20 protein-coding genes are annotated in these 20,247 nt (G+C 64.0%); 12 read left to right on the top strand and 8 right to left on the bottom strand.

The features are described from left to right. Nucleotides 1-8: 8 nt before the first annotated feature. The 5 genes from L1P09_RS17780 to L1P09_RS17800 all read left to right on the top strand — a co-directional run bounded on the left by L1P09_RS17780 (nucleotide 9) and on the right by L1P09_RS17800 (nucleotide 3,750). A complete protein-coding gene (locus tag L1P09_RS17780) occupies nucleotides 9-602 on the top strand; it encodes a septation protein A (RefSeq protein WP_029887818.1) in 594 nt (197 codons plus the stop codon). A gap of 1 nt (nucleotide 603) precedes the next feature. Beyond that, nucleotides 604-903 (top strand): YciI family protein, encoded by a 300-nt coding sequence (locus tag L1P09_RS17785; RefSeq protein WP_054881893.1) that lies wholly within the window; start codon nucleotides 604-606, stop codon nucleotides 901-903. A 125-nt stretch (nucleotides 904-1,028) separates the two neighbouring features. Continuing rightward, on the top strand, nucleotides 1,029-1,706 hold the full coding sequence (locus L1P09_RS17790) for a response regulator transcription factor (protein ID WP_029887817.1): 678 nt from the start codon (nucleotides 1,029-1,031) through the stop codon (nucleotides 1,704-1,706). Between the two features lie 230 nt (nucleotides 1,707-1,936). Continuing rightward, entirely contained in the window at nucleotides 1,937-2,353 is a 417-nt protein-coding gene (locus L1P09_RS17795; RefSeq protein WP_235767948.1) for a Spy/CpxP family protein refolding chaperone, read from the top strand. A gap of 59 nt (nucleotides 2,354-2,412) precedes the next feature. Continuing rightward, nucleotides 2,413-3,750, top strand: coding sequence for a sensor histidine kinase (locus tag L1P09_RS17800; RefSeq protein ID WP_235767949.1), 1,338 nt, complete (start codon nucleotides 2,413-2,415; stop codon nucleotides 3,748-3,750). A 56-nt stretch (nucleotides 3,751-3,806) separates the two neighbouring features. On the opposite strand, the gene L1P09_RS17805 is transcribed toward L1P09_RS17800, so the two are convergent. After that, nucleotides 3,807-4,364 carry an NAD(P)H nitroreductase gene (locus tag L1P09_RS17805; RefSeq protein WP_054905570.1) on the bottom strand — a complete coding sequence of 186 codons (558 nt, stop codon included), beginning with the start codon at nucleotides 4,362-4,364 and terminating at the stop codon, nucleotides 3,807-3,809. A 171-nt stretch (nucleotides 4,365-4,535) separates the two neighbouring features. On the opposite strand from L1P09_RS17805, the gene L1P09_RS17810 reads away from it, so the two are divergent. Beyond that, a complete protein-coding gene (locus L1P09_RS17810; RefSeq protein WP_054881891.1) occupies nucleotides 4,536-5,990 on the top strand; it encodes a TrkH family potassium uptake protein in 1,455 nt (484 codons plus the stop codon). Here L1P09_RS17810 and L1P09_RS17815 read toward each other — a convergent pair. Next, entirely contained in the window at nucleotides 5,947-7,008 is a 1,062-nt protein-coding gene (locus L1P09_RS17815; protein WP_009683660.1) for an AraC family transcriptional regulator, read from the bottom strand. The genes L1P09_RS17810 and L1P09_RS17815 overlap by 44 nt on opposite strands. 152 nt (nucleotides 7,009-7,160) lie before the next feature. On the opposite strand from L1P09_RS17815, the gene L1P09_RS17820 reads away from it, so the two are divergent. Both L1P09_RS17820 and L1P09_RS17825 read left to right on the top strand, forming a co-directional pair. Then, nucleotides 7,161-7,472 (top strand): DUF962 domain-containing protein, encoded by a 312-nt coding sequence (locus L1P09_RS17820; RefSeq protein WP_009683661.1) that lies wholly within the window; start codon nucleotides 7,161-7,163, stop codon nucleotides 7,470-7,472. An 89-nt stretch (nucleotides 7,473-7,561) separates the two neighbouring features. Next, the gene (locus tag L1P09_RS17825; protein WP_064314727.1) at nucleotides 7,562-8,446 is read left to right on the top strand and encodes a DMT family transporter; all 885 of its coding nucleotides are present in this window, start codon (nucleotides 7,562-7,564) and stop codon (nucleotides 8,444-8,446) included. A 1-nt stretch (nucleotide 8,447) separates the two neighbouring features. Here the strand turns inward: L1P09_RS17825 and L1P09_RS17830 are convergent, their stop codons facing one another. Then, complete coding sequence (locus L1P09_RS17830) at nucleotides 8,448-8,729, bottom strand: SelT/SelW/SelH family protein (RefSeq protein WP_054905572.1); 282 nt, start codon at nucleotides 8,727-8,729, stop codon at nucleotides 8,448-8,450. Nucleotides 8,730-8,796: 67 nt separating this feature from the next. Between L1P09_RS17830 and L1P09_RS17835 the strand changes: the two genes are divergently transcribed. Beyond that, the gene (locus tag L1P09_RS17835; protein ID WP_064314726.1) at nucleotides 8,797-10,983 is read left to right on the top strand and encodes a patatin-like phospholipase family protein; all 2,187 of its coding nucleotides are present in this window, start codon (nucleotides 8,797-8,799) and stop codon (nucleotides 10,981-10,983) included. 80 nt (nucleotides 10,984-11,063) lie between these two features. Here the strand turns inward: L1P09_RS17835 and L1P09_RS17840 are convergent, their stop codons facing one another. Both L1P09_RS17840 and recQ read right to left on the bottom strand, forming a co-directional pair. After that, nucleotides 11,064-11,501, bottom strand: coding sequence for a MarR family transcriptional regulator (locus L1P09_RS17840; protein ID WP_064314725.1), 438 nt, complete (start codon nucleotides 11,499-11,501; stop codon nucleotides 11,064-11,066). Between the two features lie 150 nt (nucleotides 11,502-11,651). Then, nucleotides 11,652-13,799, bottom strand: coding sequence for a DNA helicase RecQ (gene recQ / locus L1P09_RS17845; RefSeq protein WP_235767950.1), 2,148 nt, complete (start codon nucleotides 13,797-13,799; stop codon nucleotides 11,652-11,654). Between the two features lie 241 nt (nucleotides 13,800-14,040). On the opposite strand from recQ, the gene L1P09_RS17850 reads away from it, so the two are divergent. From L1P09_RS17850 to L1P09_RS17860, 3 genes are all read left to right on the top strand, one after another. Continuing rightward, nucleotides 14,041-14,628: a YecA/YgfB family protein gene (locus L1P09_RS17850; RefSeq protein WP_009683669.1), complete on the top strand. Its 588-nt coding sequence runs from the start codon at nucleotides 14,041-14,043 to the stop codon at nucleotides 14,626-14,628. Between the two features lie 7 nt (nucleotides 14,629-14,635). After that, the gene (locus L1P09_RS17855) at nucleotides 14,636-15,001 is read left to right on the top strand and encodes a YbaN family protein (protein ID WP_009683670.1); all 366 of its coding nucleotides are present in this window, start codon (nucleotides 14,636-14,638) and stop codon (nucleotides 14,999-15,001) included. 310 nt (nucleotides 15,002-15,311) lie between these two features. After that, complete coding sequence (locus L1P09_RS17860) at nucleotides 15,312-16,670, top strand: TolC family outer membrane protein (protein ID WP_009683671.1); 1,359 nt, start codon at nucleotides 15,312-15,314, stop codon at nucleotides 16,668-16,670. Between the two features lie 143 nt (nucleotides 16,671-16,813). Here the strand turns inward: L1P09_RS17860 and L1P09_RS17865 are convergent, their stop codons facing one another. The 3 genes from L1P09_RS17865 to L1P09_RS17875 all read right to left on the bottom strand — a co-directional run bounded on the left by L1P09_RS17865 (nucleotide 16,814) and on the right by L1P09_RS17875 (nucleotide 20,105). Then, nucleotides 16,814-17,413, bottom strand: coding sequence for a tRNA-uridine aminocarboxypropyltransferase (locus L1P09_RS17865; protein ID WP_192440461.1), 600 nt, complete (start codon nucleotides 17,411-17,413; stop codon nucleotides 16,814-16,816). A gap of 94 nt (nucleotides 17,414-17,507) precedes the next feature. Next, the gene (locus L1P09_RS17870) at nucleotides 17,508-19,073 is read right to left on the bottom strand and encodes a methyl-accepting chemotaxis protein (protein ID WP_064314722.1); all 1,566 of its coding nucleotides are present in this window, start codon (nucleotides 19,071-19,073) and stop codon (nucleotides 17,508-17,510) included. Nucleotides 19,074-19,211: 138 nt separating this feature from the next. Further along, nucleotides 19,212-20,105 (bottom strand): LysR family transcriptional regulator, encoded by an 894-nt coding sequence (locus L1P09_RS17875; RefSeq protein WP_054881883.1) that lies wholly within the window; start codon nucleotides 20,103-20,105, stop codon nucleotides 19,212-19,214. Between the last annotated feature and the right edge of the window lie 142 nt (nucleotides 20,106-20,247).

Genomic DNA, 20,247 nt, shown 5'->3' on the forward strand with positions numbered 1-20,247 from the left:
CTGCCATTGTGAAACAATTCATCGATTTCATCCCGCTGTTGCTGTTCTTCATCGTGTACAAGCTGGACCCACGCCCGCTTGAAGTCGCTGGCCACAGCTTCGAATTCGGCGGTATCTACAGCGCCACGGCCATGCTGATCGTCAGCTCGCTGGTGGTGTACGGCGCGCTGTTCCTGCGCCAGCGCAAGCTGGAAAAGGGCCAGTGGCTGACCCTGGTGGCCTGCCTGGTGTTCGGCGGCCTGACCCTGACCTTCCACAGCGAAACCTTCCTCAAGTGGAAGGCGCCGGTGGTCAACTGGCTGTTCGCCCTGGGCTTTGCCGGCAGCCACTTCATCGGTGACCGGGTGCTGATCAAACGCATCATGGGCCACGCCCTCACCCTCCCGGATGCCATCTGGACGCGCTTGAACCTGGCCTGGATCGCGTTCTTCCTGTTCTGTGGTGCGGCCAACCTGTTCGTCGCCTTCACCTTCCAGGACTTCTGGGTGGACTTCAAGGTGTTCGGCAGCCTGGGCATGACCGTGATCTTCCTGGTGGCGCAAGGCGTGTACCTGTCGCGCCACCTGCACGACGACCCTTCTACCTCCAAACCCAAGGATTGACATGCTCTACGCCATCATTGCCAGCGACGTCGCGAACTCCCTGGAAAAGCGCCTGGCTGCCCGCCCGGCGCACATCGAACGCCTGCAGCAGCTCAAGGCCGAAGGCCGCGTGGTGCTGGCCGGCCCACACCCGGCCATCGACAGCAACGACCCGGGCGAAGCCGGCTTCAGCGGCAGCCTGATCGTCGCCGAGTTTGCCTCGCTGGCCGAAGCCCAGGCCTGGGCCGATGCCGACCCGTACATTGCCGCAGGCGTGTACGACAAGGTCGTGGTCAAGCCGTTCAAGCAAGTGCTGCCTTGACCTCACCGCTCCATGCCCGCGAAGTGGCCAGGCGATAGCTGCCGTTATACGCAAGCCATCAGTCTGCGGTATCTTTGCCACTGGCGGGCCGCAGAGCCGCCGTCAATGGTGGAATCGAGTGAGTCATGAGCGAGCTGTTACTGATTGATGATGACCAGGAACTGTGCGAGCTGCTGTGCAGCTGGCTGACCCAGGAAGGGTTTTCCGTACGTGCCTGCCACGACGGGCAGAGTGCACGCCAGGCCTTGGCCGAGCATGCACCTGCGGCCGTGGTGCTGGATGTCATGTTGCCCGACGGCAGCGGCCTGGAGTTGCTCAAACAACTGCGCAGCGAGCACGCCGAACTGCCGGTGCTGATGCTGTCGGCCCGTGGCGAGCCGCTTGACCGTATTCTTGGCCTGGAACTGGGTGCCGACGATTACCTGGCCAAACCGTGCGACCCACGCGAGCTTACCGCGCGCCTGCGTGCAGTACTGCGCCGCAGCCACCCCGTTGCCGCCACCAGCCAGCTGGAGCTGGGCGACCTGGTCTATAGCCCAGCCCGCGGCGTGGCCAGCATCGATGGCCGGGAAATGACCTTGACCTTGTCCGAAAGCCGCATACTTGAAGCGCTGCTGCGCCAGCCTGGCGAGCCGCTGGACAAACAGGAACTGGCGCAGATCGGCCTGGGCCGCAAGCTCACCCTCTACGACCGCAGCCTGGACATGCACGTCAGCAACCTGCGCAAGAAGATCGGCCCGCATGCCGATGGCCGGCCACGCATCGTCGCCCTGCGCAGCCGCGGCTATTACTACTGCCTGTGAGCTGCTGCGAGCTGCGAGCTGCAAGCTGCAAGCTGCAAGAAAGAGCAGAATCGCGATCCGCTTCACTTGTAGCTTTAAGCTTGTAGCTTGTAGCTTGTAGCTTGTAGCTTGTAGCTTGCAGCTACCAGCTGTTCTTTACCCAGCCTTTACCATCCACTGACTGCGCTTGACGGTGATCTCCCTAGACTGTGCTCATCCGGTAACCACCGGCCTATGAAAGGAGAGACACCATGCGCAAGACCCTTATCGCCCTGATGTTCGCCGCCGCCCTGCCAACCGTAGCCATGGCCATGCCTGACGGTGGCCCACGTCACGACGGCCCGCATCACCGCGGTGAAGCGGCCTTCCAGCAACTGGACCTGAGCCGTGACCAGCGCCAGCAGATCGGCAAGCTGATGGGCGAGCAAATACAGCAGCGCCGCGACATTACCGAGCGTTACCTGGCCAAACTGCCGGCTGCCGACCAGAAAGCCATGAAGGACGAACTGCAAGCCAGCCGCGCCAAGACCGACACCGCCGTGCGCAACCTGCTCAAGCCAGACCAGCAGAAGAAGTTCGACGAACTGCAAAAGGAACGCGCTGCCAAGAAAGCCGAGTGGCAGGAGTTCCAGGCCTGGAAAGCTGAAAAAGCCAAAAAGGCCCAGTAAGCTGTCAGCCCGATGCCCGGCTCGCCCCAGCGCGAGCCGGGCTTTTTCTGTTTTAGGAGGTGCTCTTGCGTTCACTGTTCTGGCGCATCCTGGCCAGCTTCTGGTTGGCCATCACCCTGGTTGCAGGCCTGTCGATCTTGCTTGGGCACATGCTCAACCAGGACGCCTGGATCCTCAGCCGCCACCCCGGCCTGAACACGCTGGCCAGCCAGTGGGCCAGGCACTACGAGCAGGAGGGCGTGACTGCAGCGCAGCAGTTCCTGGAACAGCGCAAGGACCGCTACAAGATCGACGTGCAGGTGCTCGATGACAGTGGTGACGCGGTGGTGCCCGGTACGTTCCCGCGCCGGGCAGCAGCCTTCGAGGCACGCCAGCACAACGACCAGCGCCGCCTGCCATGGCGCCGGCTGACCGAGGAATACACCAGCCCCGACACCGGCCAGACCTACCTGCTGATCTATCGCATCCCCCACCCGGCGCTGGATGAGTGGCACCGGGACAGCCTGATGTGGCCACTCAGCGCACTGGGCATCGCCCTGGTGGTGTTGACCCTGTTCAGCCTGCTGGTCACGCTGTCCATCACGCGCCCGTTGAGCCGCCTGCGCAGCGCTGTGCACGACCTGGGCCAGAGCACCTATCAGCAGAACAGCCTGGCGCGCCTGGCAGCCCGGCGTGACGAATTCGGCGTGCTGGCCAACGACTTCAACAAGATGGGCGCGCGCCTGCAAAGCACCCTCGCCAGCCAGCGCCAATTGCTGCGCGACGTGTCCCACGAACTGCGCTCACCGCTGGCCAGGCTGCGCATTGCCCTGGCCTTGGCCGAACGCGCCGAGCCCGAACAGCGCCAGGCCCTGTGGCCGCGCCTGACCCGCGAGTGTGACCGGCTGGAAGACCTGATCAGCGAAATACTCACCCTGGCCCGCGTGGATGCCGAACAGGCCCACGCCGAAGCGGTAGACCTCAATGCCTTGCTGGGCAGTGTGCGCAAGGACGCCCTGCTCGGCGCGCCCGACCAGGACGTGCGCCTGGAGGCGCAACCGGGGCTGGTCTTGCAAGGTTGGCCGACACTGATCGAGCGGGCCGTGGACAACCTGCTGCGCAACGCCCTGCGCTTCAACCCGGCAGGCCAGCCCATCGAAGTCAGTGCCGTGCGCGATCAGGCGCGGGTGGTGATCTGTGTGCGCGACCATGGCCAGGGTGCAGCCCCGGAGTACCTCGCCCAGCTGGGTGAACCGTTCTTCCGCGCACCGGGGCAGGAGGCCCCAGGGCACGGCCTGGGGTTGGCGATTGCGCGCAAGGCGGCGGAGCGGCATGGCGGCAGTCTGGTACTGCACAACCACCCGCAGGGCGGCTTTGTCGCCCGGCTTGAACTGCCCTTGCAAGCCGCTTCAGCGTAAGGCTGCCAAGGCCGTGTACGTTCAGGGCTGCAGCGCAGCCCTTGCTCGCGCCCGCGTCACTCGCCCCAGCCCGTGACGAAATCAGCGGTGGCCAGCACCGGCGCGGTCCGTGGCTCGGTCATTGGCGTGCCGACGTACAGGTAGCCGATCAGTTCCTCGTTCTCCGCCAGCCCCAGCCCCTTGTGCACATGCGCGTCGAAGGCCATGTCCCCGGTGCGCCATACGGCGCCGATGCCCTGCGCATGGGCAGCGATCAGGATGCCATGTGCCGCACAGCCCGCCGCCAGGCGCTGCTCGGACTTGGGCACCTTGAAGTGGTCCTGCAAGCTGGCCACCACCACGATCAGCAACGGTGCGCGCAGCGGCATGGCGCGGGCTTTGTCCAGCGCAGCCTGGGTGGCTTCACCCTTGTGCTGCACCGCTTCGGCGAACAGCTCGCCCAGCTTCTCGCGGCCCTGCCCTTCGATGGTCAGGAACCGCCAAGGCCGCAGTTGGCCGTGGTCCGGCGCCCGCAGGGCAGCCTGGAACAGCGCCTCGCGCTGGGCGGCATTGGGGGCAGGGTCGGTCAGGCGTGGCACGGAAACACGGTTGAGCAATGCGTCGAGAGCCTCCATCGGCTACCCTCCTGGCAGTGGAATGTGCGGCCATTCTCAAGCTGCACGCCCTAAGCTGCAAGCTGCAAGCTGCAGCACGCCGGCTTTTCGTGCAGCGTGCCGCGCCTGGCTTGCAGCGGCCCGGCCCATAGGTAGAATGGCGCCCTTCCGTTTCGAGTCAGAGCAGATCACATGGCGTTGCCGACCTTAAGGATCATTGGTTTCATCATCGGCATCTTCCTGATCACCCTGGCTGTGGGCATGGCCGTGCCCATGGCGACCTTGGTGATATTCGAACGCACCGGCGACATGCCGTCGTTCCTGTGGTCCAGCCTGATCACCTTCATTGCCGGGCTGGCCATGGTGCTGCAAGGGCGGCCCGAGCATGTGCACCTGCGGCCACGCGACATGTACCTGCTGACGGTCTGCAGCTGGCTGGTGGTCTGCGTGTTCGCCGCCCTGCCCTTCCTGCTGACCCAGCACATCAGCTACACCGACGCCTTCTTCGAAAGCATGTCGGGCATCACCGCCACCGGCGCCACCGTGCTCAGCGGGCTCGACAGCATGTCGCCAGGCATCCTGATGTGGCGCTCGATGCTGCACTGGCTGGGCGGTATCGGCTTCATCGCCATGGCGGTGGCCATCCTGCCGCTGCTGCGCATTGGTGGCATGCGCCTGTTCCAGACCGAGTCTTCCGACCGCTCCGAAAAGGTCATGCCGCGCTCGCACATGGTCGCCAAGTCGATCGTGGGGGTATACGTCGGCTTCTCGATCCTTGGCGCGCTGGCTTTCTGGTGGGCCGGCATGAGCCCGTTCGATGCCATCAACCACGCCATGTCGGCGATTTCCACCGGTGGTTTTTCCACCTCCGACCAGTCCCTGGCGAAATGGGACATTCCCGCCGTGCACTGGGTGGCAGTGGTGGTAATGATCATGGGCAGCCTGCCGTTCACCCTGTACGTGGCCACCCTGCGCGGCAACCGCAGGGCGCTGCTCCGCGACCAGCAGGTGCAGGGCTTGCTGGGCATGCTGCTGGTCACCTGGCTGGTTCTGGGAACCTGGTACTGGTACAGCACCAATCTGCACTGGCTGGACGCGCTGCGCCACGTGGCGCTGAACGTGACCTCGGTCGTCACCACCACCGGTTTCGCCCTGGGTGACTACAGCCTGTGGGGCAACTTTTCGCTGATGCTGTTCTTCTACCTGGGCTTCGTCGGCGGCTGTTCCGGCTCGACCGCGGGCGGCATCAAGATCTTCCGTTTCCAGGTCGCCTACATCCTGCTCAAGGCCAGCCTCAACCAGCTGATCCACCCGCGTGCGGTGATCAAGCAGAAGTACAACGGCCACCGCCTCGATGAAGATATCGTGCGCTCGATCCTGACGTTCTCGTTCTTCTTCGCCATCACCATCTGCGTCATGGCGCTGCTGTTGTCGTTGCTGGGGGTGGACTGGATGACCGCCCTGACCGGGGCTGCCGGTACGGTCTCCGGGGTGGGACCTGGCCTGGGGGAAGTGATCGGCCCGTCGGGCAACTACGCCACGCTGCCGGACGCCGCCAAGTGGATCCTGGCTGCCGGCATGCTGCTTGGCCGGCTGGAAATCATCACCGTGCTAGTGTTGTGCATGCCGGCGTTCTGGCGTCACTGAGCCCTTCGCCCACGGCGCCGAGCCGGGCGCGGTACTCACTGGGCGTGGTATCGAACCACCGGCGGAACGCGCGGTAGAAGTTGCTGGGGTCGGCGAAGCCCAGCAGGTAGGCGGTTTCCAGCAGGGTCATGCCCGGCTGGGCCAGGTACTGTTCGGCCAGTTCGCGCCGGGTGTCGTCGAGCAACGCCTGGAAGCTGGTGCCCTCTTCCTGCAGACGCCGCTGCAGGGTGCGCTGCGACAAGTGCAAGGCCTGCGCCAGGGTCTCACGCTTGGGCTCCCCCTGCGGCAAGATGCGGCACAGCACCTGGCGCACCCGGTGGGTCACGCGGCTTTCGGAAAACCGCGCCAGGTACTCCCCGGCAAACCGGTCGTGCAGCACTGCCATGGCTTCATTGGCCGTGGGCAAGGGTGCCTCCATGTCGGCCCGCTCGAACACCAGCGCGTCATACGGCGCGTCGAAGATCAGCGGCGAATGGAACGCCACCTTGTACGGCTCGATATTCCTGGGTTGCGGCCCCTGCACCAAAACCCGGCGTGGCTGCACCGGGCGGCCGCTCAACCATTTGCACAGCGCCAGCGCACAGGCCAACGACGCTTCGGCACTGTGGCGGGTGGGCGGCAGATGGTCGCCGTGCACGGTGAGGATCAACGAGTAGCCCTCGGGACCCAGCACGAAACTGAGATCGGAGCTTTCGGCGATGATGCGCTGGTAGCGTACCAGCCGCTCGAACCCCTCGGCCAAGGTGCGGCTGGACATCAGCGCATAGCCCACCACGTGAAACGAGGCCGGGCGTACCACACGCGCCATGTTCAGGCCAATGGCCTCGTTGCCGGACAGTTCCACTGCCAATTGCCACAGCCGGGTCATGGAGTCTTGGGGGAAACGCGCGTCGGGATCGTCGAGGGCGGCGAAATCCAGCCCCAACTGCTTGAACATGGCCCGGCAGTCCAGCCCTTCCAGCTCGAGTGCCTTTACAATCCCTGATGCCCAACTGGCTGACGTGGTTCTTTCGCTCATGACAGGCTTCTTTCCTGACCGCTCCTGCGGTGAACCCCAAGGATACTCAATTGGCGCCTATTGTCACTGGTAGGCCCTGCCAATCACTCTAGACTCGAATGAGGCTCCACGCCGTGCATCTTGTCCAGACGTATCAACCCCGGAGCACTGCCATGAACCGCACAGCGCAGTTTCGCAGTTTTGCCGAGTTCTACCCGTATTACCTGGGTGAGCACAGCAACCCCACCTGCCGCCGCCTGCATTTTGTCGGCACCAGCCTGGTGATCGCCCTGCTGGCCTATACCATCGGCAGCGGCAAATGGCTGTTGCTGCTGGCCGTGCCGCTGTTCGGCTACGGCTTTGCCTGGGTGGGGCATTTCTTTTTTGAAAAGAACCGGCCGGCGACATTCACCTACCCGTTCTACAGCCTTGCCGGTGACTTCGTGATGTTCCGCGACATTCTGCTCGGCAAGCTCAGGCTGTAAGCAGCGCGCCTGCGCGCGCGGCCGCCCGGTCCTCGCCATGCACGGCTTCAGGCACAATGGCCGCTTGCCTTGCGAGGATGCCCCCTGTCATGAACCACCGCACCGCCCTCGGCGCCCTGCATATCGGCGCGCTGTTCTTTGGCCTGACCGGCGTATTCGGCAAGCTGGCAGCCAGCGCCAGCCCGGTGATCATCGTGTTCGGCCGCGCCGCTTTCGCCGTGCTCGCCCTGGCGCTGTTCGCCAGTGTCACCGGCCCTGGCTGGCAACGCCTGAACGGTCAGGATGCGCGCCGCCTGTTGCTCGGCGGGGTGCTGCTGGCCGGCCACTGGGTCAGCTTCTTCATCGCCGTCAAGGTCGGCGGCGTGGCCATCGCCACCCTCGGCTTCGCCAGTTTCCCGGCCTTTACCGTGCTGCTCGAGGGGCTGCTGTTCCGCGAGCGCATCCGCCGCAACGAAGCGCTGCTGGTGCTGCTGGTCAGCCTCGGCCTGGTACTGGTCACGCCAGCCTTCGATCTGGCCAGCGAAGCGACCGGCGGCCTGCTGTGGGCCTTGTTCTCGGGCCTGCTGTTCTCACTGCTGTCCCTGACCAACCGCGCAGGCTCTGGTCGCTTGCCTGCGGTGCAGGCAGCACTGTGGCAAAACCTGGTGGTGGGCCTGTGCCTGCTGGCGTTCGCTGCCCCTGGGCTGGGCGCGGTCGCGCCGGTGGACTGGCTGTGGATCGGCCTGCTCGGCATTTTCTGCACCGGCGTGGCGCACAGCCTGTTCGTCGCCAGCCTGGCGGTCATCAAGGCCCGGACTGCCGCCGTGGTGTTCGGCATGGAGCCGGTCTACGGCATTGCCGTAGCCTGGCTGGTGTTTGCCGAGACCCCCACGGTGCGCATGCTGCTGGGCGGCGCACTGATCATCCTCGCGATCGTGCTGTCCAGCCGCCTGGCCGCCGAGCCAGCGCAGCGGCCACTGGCCGAGTGCGGGTGACTCAGCGGTCGTTGTGGCCCAGGCCGCGCTGGGGGTCGATCTGGTCACGCACCCGCTGCTTCAGCACCTTGGCCTCGGGGAAGCCGCCGTCGGCCTTGCGCTCCCAAATCTGCACGCCGTTGCAGGTAATGCGGAAAATACCGCCGGTACCTGGTTCCAGCGCCACCCGGCCGAGGTCGTCGGCAAACGTGCTGAGCAACTCCTGGGCCAGCCACGCGGCCCGAAGCAGCCACTGGCACTGGGTGCAATAATTGATGACGATTTCCGGCTTGTGGTCGGCCATGTTGAGATAACTCCAGCTGAGGGGCGGCTTATACTAGCGGTCTTTGACCCACGGTTTGAGACCCACGATGCACCGTTTGCTGTTCTGCTTGCTGTTCACCCTCACCTCGCTTACAGCAACCGCCGCCGAACCGGCACGGCCCAAGGTCGGCCTGGTGCTGTCGGGCGGCGCGGCCCGTGGCCTGGCGCACATCGGCGTGCTCAAGGCGCTGGAGGAACAGGGTGTACGCATCGACGCCATTGCCGGCACCAGCATGGGGGCTGTAGTCGGCGGGCTGTACGCCTCGGGCTACAGTGTCGAAGAGCTGGAACACCTCGCCACCACCCTCGACTGGCAGCAGGCGCTGTCTGACAGCCCACCCCGCGAGGACGTGCCATTCCGGCGCAAGCAGGATGACCGCGATTTTCTGGTCAAGCAAAAGCTCAGCTTTCGTGACGACGGCAGCCTGGGCCTGCCGCTGGGGGTGATTCAAGGCCAGAACCTGTCGTTGCTGCTGGAAAGCAAGTTGGCCCACACCGCCGACACGCGCGACTTCGACAAGCTGCCCATCCCCTTCCGCGCCGTGGCCACCGACATCGCCAGTGGCGAAAAAGTGGTATTCCGCCGCGGCCACCTGCCGCAGGTGATCCGCGCCAGCATGTCGATCCCGGCCGTGTTCGCCCCGGTCGAACTGGACGGCCGCCTGCTGGTGGACGGCGGCATGGTCGACAATATTCCGCTCGATGTGGCACGCGATATGGGGGTGGACCTGGCCATCGTGGTGGATATCGGTACGCCGCTGCGCGACCGCAAGCAGTTGCTGACCGTGGTCGATGTGCTGAACCAGTCCATCACGCTGACAACCCGGCGCAACTCGGAAGAGCAACTGGCCAGCCTGCACCGCGACGATATCCTCATCCAACCGCCGCTTGCAGCCTACGGCGTGACCGACTTCGGCCGCGCGCGGGACATGATCGACGCCGGCTACCGCGCTACCCGCCTGCTCGACGCGCGCCTGGCCGCGCTGCGCCACCCAGACGCCGTCAGCAGCCTGGCCGCGGCCCGGTCACCGCGCCAACGCACGCCCATCATCACTGCCATCAAAATCGAGAACGACGCCAAGGTCAGTGACGATGTGATCCGCTCGTACATTCGCCAGCCCATCAATGCCCCGCTGGAGCTTGGCCGCCTGGAGACCGACATGGGCACGCTGTACGGCCTGGACTACTTCGACCGGGTGCAGTACCGCGTGGTGCACAAGGGCGATGAAAACACCCTGGTGATCAACGCCCGCGGCCGCCGCGGCGGCACCGACTACTTGCGCCTGGGCCTGAACCTGTCGGACGACCTGCGCGGCGACAGCGCCTTCAACCTGGGGGCCAGCTACCGGGTCAACGGCATCAACAGCCTGGGTGCCGAGTGGCTGACCCGCGGCCAGATCGGCGACCAGCAAGCGCTGTACAGCGAGTTCTACCAACCGCTGGATGTCGGCTCACGCTACTTCGTCGCCCCCTACCTGGACTTCGGCTCACAGAACATCGAGGCCACCCTCGACAACGATCCGATCGCCGAGTACCGCCTGGAGCGCTATGGCTTTGGCCTGAACGTGGGCCGGCAGATCGGCAACAGCGGCGAAGTGCGCCTGGGGGTTGGCAAGGCCTGGGGCGAGGCCGAGGTGCGCATTGGCGACCAGGACTTGCCCAAGGTCAGTTTCAACGAAGGCTTCTACGAGCTGAAGTACTCATTCGACACCCTCGACAACGTGTATTTCCCACACCATGGCGAAGACATCGGCCTGACCTTGCGCAAGTACGACAAGTCGCTGGATTCCGACCAGGATTACCGGCAATGGCTGTTCAACCTCGACAAGGCCATCAGCAGCGGCCCGAACACCTTCGTGCTGGGCGGCCGCTACGGGCGCACGCTGGATGCCACCGAAGTGGTGACCTCCAGCTTCGTGCTGGGCGGGGCGCGGGAGCTGTCGGGCTTCCGCCAGGACTCGGTGTCGGGCCAGAACATGAGCCTGATGCGGGTGGTCTACTACCGCCGGCTGACGCCACGGGCTTATGTGCCGCTGGACTTCCCGTTGTACATCGGCGGTTCGCTGGAGCGCGGGCGGGCGTGGAACAACGACAATGCGTTCGACAGTGGCTACATCAATGCGGCGAGTATTTTCCTCGGGCTGGAAACGCCGCTGGGCCCATTGAATTTCACCTATGGCACCAACAGTGCGCATGAGCAGGCGGTGTACCTGAACCTGGGGCATACCTTCTAGGCAGCACGTACAGGGCCCGGGCGTCGGGCCCGCCACGCCGAGCGGGCGGGCCGGCGAAAGGCTGCAGGGCAGCCCCTGCCTCAGGATTTTTCCAGGTTGCCCAGAATCTTGGCATGCACCCGCATGCACACCTGCAGGTCGGCTTCATCCACCCCGCTGAACAGTTCGATGCGCAACTGGTTGGCGATGGTCTCGATCTGTTCGATCAGCGGCTTGGCCGGCGGGCACAACACGATCTTCTTCGCCCGCCGGTCTTCCAGCACCGCCTGGCGCCGTACAAGCCCCTGGGCCTCCAGGCTATCGAGCAGACGCGCCAGGGTCGGGCCTTCGACACCCACACTCTTGGCCAGCTCACGCTGGGTCGGGGCGTCTTGGAAACGGGCCAGGTGCAGCAACACCAACCAGCGCGCCTGCGACAGATTGAGCCCGGCCAGGCGGCGATCCAGTTCGGCACGCCAACCCCGGGACATCTGGGCCAGTTGCATGCCGAAGCGGTGTTGGTTGTCGGTTAGAGGCATAGGTAACTCATCGAGTAGATCTAATTATTAGGCAGCTAACCATGCCCTGCCCCATGAGGCAAGGCTCGGCCAAGGTGACTTGGGCGAAAATCGTCAAAAAACATGACAAAGGTCAGCAGATGGCGCTTGTGCCTGCGAACATGCGCAGGCCTACAGCTCGAACTCGGCTGCCAGTGCCGCGCGTACGCAATACAGCACCCCTTCCGGCACTCGCCCGGTAAACAGCGGGGCGATGGTCGCAACCGGCGGCAGCTCGCCCTCGCCATCGAGGAAGGCGTCCTGCACCTCCGTCAGCAGGTCTTCTGGCAAGTCCAGCGCCTGGTCCAGGCTCAGCTCCTGGCGCCCCAGGGCCTCGGCCAGCAAGCTATACACATTCTTTTCGCTGCAGTTGAGCTGCCCGGCGATTTGCGCTGGGGTCATGCCGGCGCGGGCCAGGCTGACCAGCTCATGACGCAGGTCGAGCACCACCTTCGGCGCCTCGCGGGTGCCGCCGTTGTCGTTCAGTACCTCAAGAAACGCCTGGCCATAGCGTTCCAGCTTGCGCGCGCCTACGCCGCTGACCTGGGCCATGTCGCTGAGGCTGACCGGCTGGCTGCGCAACATTTCCAGCAACGTGGAGTCGGGGAAGATGACGTACGGCGGTACGCTGTGTTCTTCGGCCAGCTTGCGCCGCAAGGTGCGCAATGCCTCCCACAATTCCCGCTCTTCGGCCCGCACCAGTTGGCTGGCCGGGCTGCCGCCACTGGACCACGCGCTTTTGGCAGTGATCTGCGGTTTGAGGTCACGGCGCAGTTGCAAGGTGACCTCGCCACGCAACAGTGGCCGGCAGCTGTCGGACAAGCGCAGGCCGCCGTAGCCCTCCAGGTCGATGTCGACCAGCCCGCGCGCGACCAGCTGGCGGAACAGCGAACGCCACTCGGCTTCGGCCAGGCCTTTGCCCACGCCGAAAACCGACAGCTTTTCATGGCCGAAATTGCGCACCTTTTCGGTGTCCTTGCCCAGCAACACGTCGACCAGGTGGCCCACACCATAGCGCTGGCCGGTGCGAAACACTGCCGACAGGGCCTGGCGCGCCGGCTCGGTAGCATCCCAGGTCTGGACGTTGTCGACGCAGTTGTCACAGTGCCCGCACGGCTGCTCGAGGATTTCATCGAAGTAGGCCAGCAGCGACTGGCGGCGGCAGCGGGTTTCTTCGCACAGCGCCAGCATGGCATCGAGCTTGTGCTGCTCGATGCGTTTGTGGCGTTCGTCCCCTTCGGAGTTCTGCAGCATCTGCTTGAGCATGACCATGTCCTGCAGGCCATAAGCCATCCAGGCATCGGACGGCAGGCCGTCTCGCCCTGCACGGCCGGTTTCCTGGTAGTAGGCCTCAAGCGACTTGGGCAGGTCGAGGTGGGCCACGAAGCGTACGTTGGGTTTGTCGATACCCATGCCGAACGCGATCGTGGCGACCATGATCAGCCCCTCTTCGTTGAGGAAGCGGTGCTGGTTGGCGGCGCGGGTTTCGGCCGCCAGGCCGGCATGGTATGGCAGCGCCGGGAAGCCCTGCTGGCAAAGGAAGGCGGCGGTTTCGTCGACCTTCTTGCGCGACAGGCAATAAACGATGCCGGCGTTGCCACGGCGCTCGGCAAGGAACGCCATCAATTGTTTGCGCGGCGCTTCCTTGGGCACGATGCGGTAGAAGATGTTCGGCCGGTCGAAGCTCGACAGGAAGCGCTCTGCGCCCTGCAAGTGCAGGCGCTGAACGATTTCTTCGCGGGTACGCATGTCGGCGGTGGCGGTAAGGGCAATGCGCGGAACATGCGGGAACAGTGCGGCCAACTGGCCCAGTTGCAGGTATTCGGGGCGGAAGTCATGGCCCCATTGCGAAACGCAGTGGGCTTCGTCGATGGCGAACAGCGAGATATCCAGGTCGCGCAGGAAGTCGAGCATGCGCGGTTGCACCAGGCGTTCGGGTGCCAGGTACAGCATTTTCACTTCGCCACGGCGCAGGCGCCCGGCCAGGTCGCGCTGCTGCTCGGCCGTGAGCGTGGAGTTCAGGGCGGCTGCGGCTACGCCCAGCTCGTCAAGCGTGGCGACCTGGTCGTCCATCAGCGCGATCAGCGGCGAGACCACCACGGTCAGGCCTGGGCGCAGCAGGCCCGGCACCTGGAAACACAACGACTTGCCGCCGCCAGTCGGCATCAGCACCAGGGCATCGCCACCATTGGCCACGCATTCGATGATCGCTGCCTGGCGCCCTCGGAAACTGTCGTAGCCAAAGATGTCCTTGAGAACGCGCTGAGCCTGTTCGAGCATGTGCAACTCCAAATCGCCGTACCACCCTGCACACAGGCTGGACGAAAAACCCGCCCCGCACACGCCAAATGCGTAAGCGGTTTTTGCCAGGCCGCCAGTAAAACCGCGCCTGGATGAAAATCGCGGAGTATACCGCAGCACCGCCCCGCGCAGGGCACCACCGCGATAGACGTTCCTTTGCCCCGCTGCCGCCGCAAGGTGCTAGAATTCGTTATCGTTTATTCCCCAAGGTAGCCCTGTAATGTCCTTCGCCGAGCAACTGACCCGCCTGCAAGCCTTCCTCGACGCCGACGAGCTGCACGAAGAAGCGCTGGACTATGTCGCCGCCCACGGCTACCTCACCGCGCTGTCGATCAACGCCGAAGACGTGCCCGAGCGCGAGTGGATCGACGCCCTGTTCGCCGAAGAGCCGCACTACAGCAGCGAAGCCCAGCGCACCGAAATCGAGGCGACCCTGGTGGCACTCAAGGCCCACATTGCCCGTCAGCTGGCCAGCGACGATGAATTCGAACTGCCCTGCGACCTCGACCTGACTGACGAGCCGGACGATTCCGACCTGCGCGGCTGGTGCATCGGTTTCATGGAAGGCGTGTTCCTGCGCGAAGAGGCCTGGTTCGAGAACGCAGAAGAGGAAGTCAGCGAAATGTTGCTGCCAATCATGGTGGGTTCGGGCCTGTTCGACGAGCAGCCGGAGTTCGCCGACATCGCCAGCAACGCCAACCTGCAGGACGACATGATCGTGCAAATTCCCGAAGCGCTGACGGCACTGTTCCTGCTGCTGCACGCACCTGACGAAAAGCCGGCGCTGCTCAAGCCACGCCACCACTAAGCCAGCTGTGCGCTACCTGCTGCTGGCCATCGGCTGGCTCAGCGTCGCACTGGGGGTGTTGGGGATATTCCTGCCGGTATTGCCTACCACCCCGTTTCTTCTGTTGGCGGCCGCCTGCTTCGCTCGCAGCTCGCCACGCTTTCACCACTGGCTGGTCCACCACCCCAAACTGGGGCCATGGATTCGCGACTACCTCAGTGGTGAAGGCATCCCCCTCAAAGGCAAGGTCTATGCCATTGGCCTGATGTGGGCCAGCATCGGGCTGTCCTGCTACCTGGTGCCGCTGTTCTGGGCACGCGCCTTCATGTTGACCAGCGCCGTGCTGGTAAGCCTTTACATCCTCAAGCAAAAAACCTTGCACAGGCCAAAGTGACAATAATTTGTCGCCAAATATCACTTTCGCCTAACCCGCCCAGTATTTAGCCAAATTCGTTCTGGAACCGCCTGAAGGCCTTGAGAGTATTGGCTTTACCGATATTTGCCACACCACCTGAGGGCTGCAAAAATAGCTCCTGTTAGACATTTCAGGTATTTATGGTCATTTTGATATGAATAAATCTTCTTATCTATCGCGATGAATGTACTTAGCTGTCATGTTAAAAACCTGCAACACTATACGCGATAAATAATCGTCATTTTTTTGGCGAGCAGCAGGACCAAATTCAAGATCAGGGAGATGTACCATGCGCGTTTTGAACCCCATCACCACCGCATTACTGTTGGCCCTGGCGAGTGCCAACGTGCAGGCGATGTCGATCACCGAAGCCGTCCAAAGCGCCGTGGACTATCACCCACAGGTCAGCTCCAACCGTAACAGCAAGCTGTCGGCCGATGAGGACGTGAAATTCGCGCGTGGTGGCTACTTCCCTACCGTTGACCTGGTCGCCGGCTACGGCCGCCAGCGTTCGGACAACACCACAACCCGTGCCGCGGGTAACCACAACAAAGAAACCCTGAACTACACCCAGTCCGAGCTGCGCCTGCGGCAGATGATCTTTGATGGCTTCAACACCGCGAACGAAGTGGGCCGGACCGAAGCGGTTTCCACCTCGCGTGCCTACTACACCCAGGCGGTTGCGCAGGATGTCGCCCTGCGTGCGATCGAGGTGTACCTGGAGGTACTCAAGCGCCGTGAACTGGTGGCCCTGGCCAGGAACAACCTGCAAGCCCACCTGCGGGTCAACGACCAGATCGGCCTGCGTAACGAGCGTGGCGTTGGCAGCACGGCCGACCTTGACCAGTCCCGCGCCCGCCGCGCCCTGGCAGAAAATAACCTGGACACCGCCGAAGTGGACCTGGCCGACGCCGAGGCCAACTTCTTCAGCGTGATCGGGCGCATGCCAGACGAGCTGGAAAGCCCGCCCACCATCAAGGCCGAGGTGCCTGCCACGCTTGAAGAGGCCCGTGATGGCATGCGCCAGAACAACCCCTACATCAAGTCGGCCCAGGCTGATGTAAATGCGGCCGAGCAGCAGTACGAGGTTGGCAAGTCGACCTTCTACCCACGCTTCGACGCCATTCTGGCCACCGGTGCCAACAACAACACCGGCGGCGAGAAAGGCCACAACAACAACGACTGGCAAGCCGGCGTGGAGATGAACTACAACCTGTTCCGCGGCGGCAGTGACAAGGCTCGCCTGCAATCCGACGCGCACAAGATCAACCAGGCCCTGGACATCCGCAACAACGCCCTGCGCGAGTTGACCGAAAACCTGAGCCTGGCGTGGAACGCCATGAACAACGCCAGCAAGCAGCTGCCGACCGCGCGTGAATACGCCGAAACCACCAAGCGCGTGCGCGCCGCCTACCAGGACCAGTTCGGCCTGGGCCAACGCACCCTGCTGGACGTGCTCGACAGTGAAAACGAACTGTACAACGCCGACCGTCGCTACACTGAAGTGCGCTACACCGAAGAGTACTCGCGCTACCGGGTGCTGGCGACCATGGGTGAATTGCTCAGCAAGCAGCGTATTTCGCTGCCGCCAGAGGCGCTGGCCGCGACCGAAGTCCGTACCGAGGCACGCTTGCCCGAGATGCGTTGATCGGGCTTGAGATTGCTGGGGCCGCTGTGCGGCCCATCGCGACACAAGGCCGCTCCTACACAGATCGTGTATGCCAATGGCGGGTGCGATGGCCTGTAGGAGCGGCCTTGTGTCACGATGGGCTGCGCAGCAGCCCCCTGCCCTCACTCGGTGCCATGGTTACGCTGGAACGTCTCCACGCCCATGGCCCTGATCTGTCCCTCTATCAAGGCCTCGAACGGTGCCAGCAGCGCATCGAAGCAGGCCGGTTGCTCCAGTGCATTCAGCGCCCCCACCACGGCCTCAATGGTCGACAACGCTCCCGCCTCCGGCGCCTTGCGCAAGCGATAGCGTGAAGCGGCCACCTGCCCCAAGGTCACCCTCGGCAACGTCTCCAGCAGCGGATTCAGGTACAGCAGCTTGCGCGCCTTGCGCCAGGTGCCGTCGGGCACGATCAGCAGCAAGGGTTGCTCGTCCACTGGGCCATAGGCAGCCAGGGGCTGCGCTTCAGCGCCCGGGAACAACAGCGCCGGGCGGTACCCAGGGGTTGCCAGCAGCGCTGGCAGGTCGTCGAATACCTGCCCCACCCGCAGCTCGGCATTGCTCAGGCCAAGCGCAGCCAACCGTGCGGTATTCAGGGCGTGGGCGCTTTCACTGGGGTGCTGCAGCAAGATCACACGGGTTCGGCTGCCTAGCGCAGGGATCAGCGAGCAAAGGCAATGATCAAGCGGGCGCTGGCAGCGCTCGCAACGGGGTCTGGGCATGAAGGTCTCCTTGGCGGGGGTATTTTGCCACAGAACCCTGGCCCGGCTGGCGGGCCTTGCCCTATGCCCTGGCCGCAAGGCGACCACGGCAACCTCAACGGTTGAAGCGCTCCGCCAGGCTGTGCAGGTACTCCGCCATGCGCTCGAGGTCCTGGCTGATTTCTGCCCCTTGGCGCGCCTGCCCGGCGCTTTGATCGCACAGTTGGGCTATGCGCACGATCTGCTGGTTGATGTCTTCAGCCACGTGGCTTTGCTGCTCCGATGCCGTGGCCATCTGCTGGCTCATGCCGGTGATGCGGCTCACCGCCTGGGCTATGCCGCTCAACGCCGCCTGCACTGCCTCGACACTGTGCACGCTGTCACGCGAGATCTGCTCGCCACGGCTGGCAGTACTCACTGCGCGCTCTGCCCCGGCCCGCAACGAGGCGATGATGTGGTGGATTTCCTGGGTGGAGGTGCGGGTACGCTGGGCCAATGAGCGTACTTCATCGGCCACCACGGCAAACCCGCGGCCCTGCTCGCCGGCCCGCGCCGCTTCAATGGCGGCGTTGAGCGCCAGCAGGTTGGTTTGTTCGGCGATCGAGGTGATCACATCCACCACGCTGCCGATCGACTGGGTCTGTTCCGCCAGGGCGTTCACCGCCTGGCCAATGTCATTGACTGCATCGCTCATGCTGCCCATGGCCTTCAGGCTCTGCAGCGCCAGCTCGCTGCCCTGCTGCGCCAGCTGGTCGGCATCGCCTGCGGCATGCGCCGTGCTCTGCACGTTATGCGTAACCTCCTGGATGGTCGCCGCCATCTGCGCAATGGCGGTGGCCGATTGATCGGTCTCGCTGCGCTGGCGGTCGAGCATCTGCGCCTGCGCGCCCGACAGGTCGGAAGATTGCGCAGCGCGTGATTTTACCCCGACCCCGGCGTCTACCAGGCGCGTGAGCGCGGTCTGCAGGCGGGCTTCTTCACTGATGATGGCAAGGTCCAGCTGGCCCCGCAGCCCCGGGTTGTCGCTGTAGGTGAGCGCCACCAGCGGGCTGGTGAACGCCTTGGGGTGCTCGGCCAGCGTGCGGCGGATGGCCTGGTTCTGACGGTGCTCGACCAGGTACCAGGCTACCAGCAGTACAACCATCAACACCCCTAGCGCGGCATAGGGTGGCAACCACAGGTAGCCCGCCGCCGACACCAGGCCGGCGCCGAGCCATGGCCAGCCCTGGCGCAGGCCATGGCCCAGGCGCGCCGCCCACGATACCGGCCGGCGGCCGGCACGCAGGCGTGCGTACAACGCCTCGGCACGGCGGATCTGCTCACGAGTCGGCACCGAACGCACCGACTCGTAGCCGCTGATGCGGCCCTGTTCGTAGACTGCCGTCACGTAGGCACTGACCCAATAGTAATCGCCGTTTTTTGCCCGGTTCTTGACCACGCCCATCCACGGCTTGCCTTGCTTGATGGTGTCCCACATATGGCCGAACACCGCCGGCGGCATGTCTGGGTGACGCACGAGGTTGTGCGGCTGGCCCACCAGCTCGTCGTAGGTGAACCCGCTGATCGCCACGAAGGCGTCGTTGCAATACGTGATGCGGCTGTTCAAGTCGGTGGTGGAAATCAGCCGTTGTTCACTGGGGAATGTTCTTTCGTGTTCAGTGACTGGCAAATTCATGCGCATCGTCGGGCGATCCTTGCAGGATGAAAAGAAGGGAAATCATCAGCGCAAGTTGATATGTAGCAGAGCGCTATGAGGTTAGCGGCACACGTGTGCAGGAATTTAGCGGCCTGCCGACAGAATGTATGAACATTCTGTTTATCAGCCTACGTTGAGCTGGCTTTTCAGCAGGTCGCGGAAGGTCTGGATCAGCGGTTCGCGGCTGCGCCCACGCCGGATGATCAACGAGAACGGTGCCTGGTAACCGAACGTCGCCGGAGACAACACGCGCAAGTCGCCTTTGTCGACCCAGGCCTGGGCGTAGTGCTCGGGCAGGTAGCCGATGTAGGCGCCCGACAGAATCAGGATCAACTGCGCCTCCATGCTCTCAACCGTCGCCGCGCTGTGCTTGAAACCATGCCGGGCCAGCTCGGCCTGGCTCCAGTAGCCGCGCCCGACCATGCGCTGCTGGGTCACCACCTGCTCGGGAATGCGCCGCTCGCTGTACAACGGGTGGCGGCTGCTGCAGTACAGCCAGTGCTGCTCGCGGTACAGCGGCTGGTACAGCAGGCCACTCATGCGTGAAGAAAACGCGCCAATTGCCAGGTCCAGGCGGTTGTCCTGCACCCCCAACTGCAGCTCGTAAGGGCTGGACACCGACAAGTGCAGGTGCACGGCCGGATGCTCCTGGCTATAGGCACCAATGGCTTCAGCCAGCGGCAGGGCGCGATCACCCACCGTGGAGTCGATCACCCCCAGGTTGAGGGTGCCGCGCAGTTCGCCCTTCAGGGCCGCCGCGTATTGCTCGAACCCGTCCAGTTCGGCCAACAGGCGCAGGGTTTCCTGGTGAAACAGCTCACCCTTGCTGGTCAGGCTGAAACCGCCCCGGCCACGGTGGCAAAGCACAATACCCAGGGCACCCTCCAGCTGGCTCATGTAGGTGCTGATGGCCGAAGTCGACAGGTTCAGCTCACGCTGGGCGTTGGCGAAACCCTGGTGGCGCACCACGCTGATGAAGATACGCAGCAGTTTCAGGTCGGGCAAAGTCGAGGCCATGGGGCAACGGTTCCACAGGGTGTTTGCGCGCAGTCTAACCGCTGCGCCGGGCTTTAGTTCAGAAATTCCTGAACTAAGTATTTGTCGGTAGCGATTCTTCCATGGCACTACCTTGCGCAGACTGGCCGAAATGTCCCTGCCC

It is taken from the genome of Pseudomonas juntendi (assembly GCF_021560075.1).
Lineage (GTDB): Bacteria > Pseudomonadota > Gammaproteobacteria > Pseudomonadales > Pseudomonadaceae > Aquipseudomonas > Aquipseudomonas juntendi.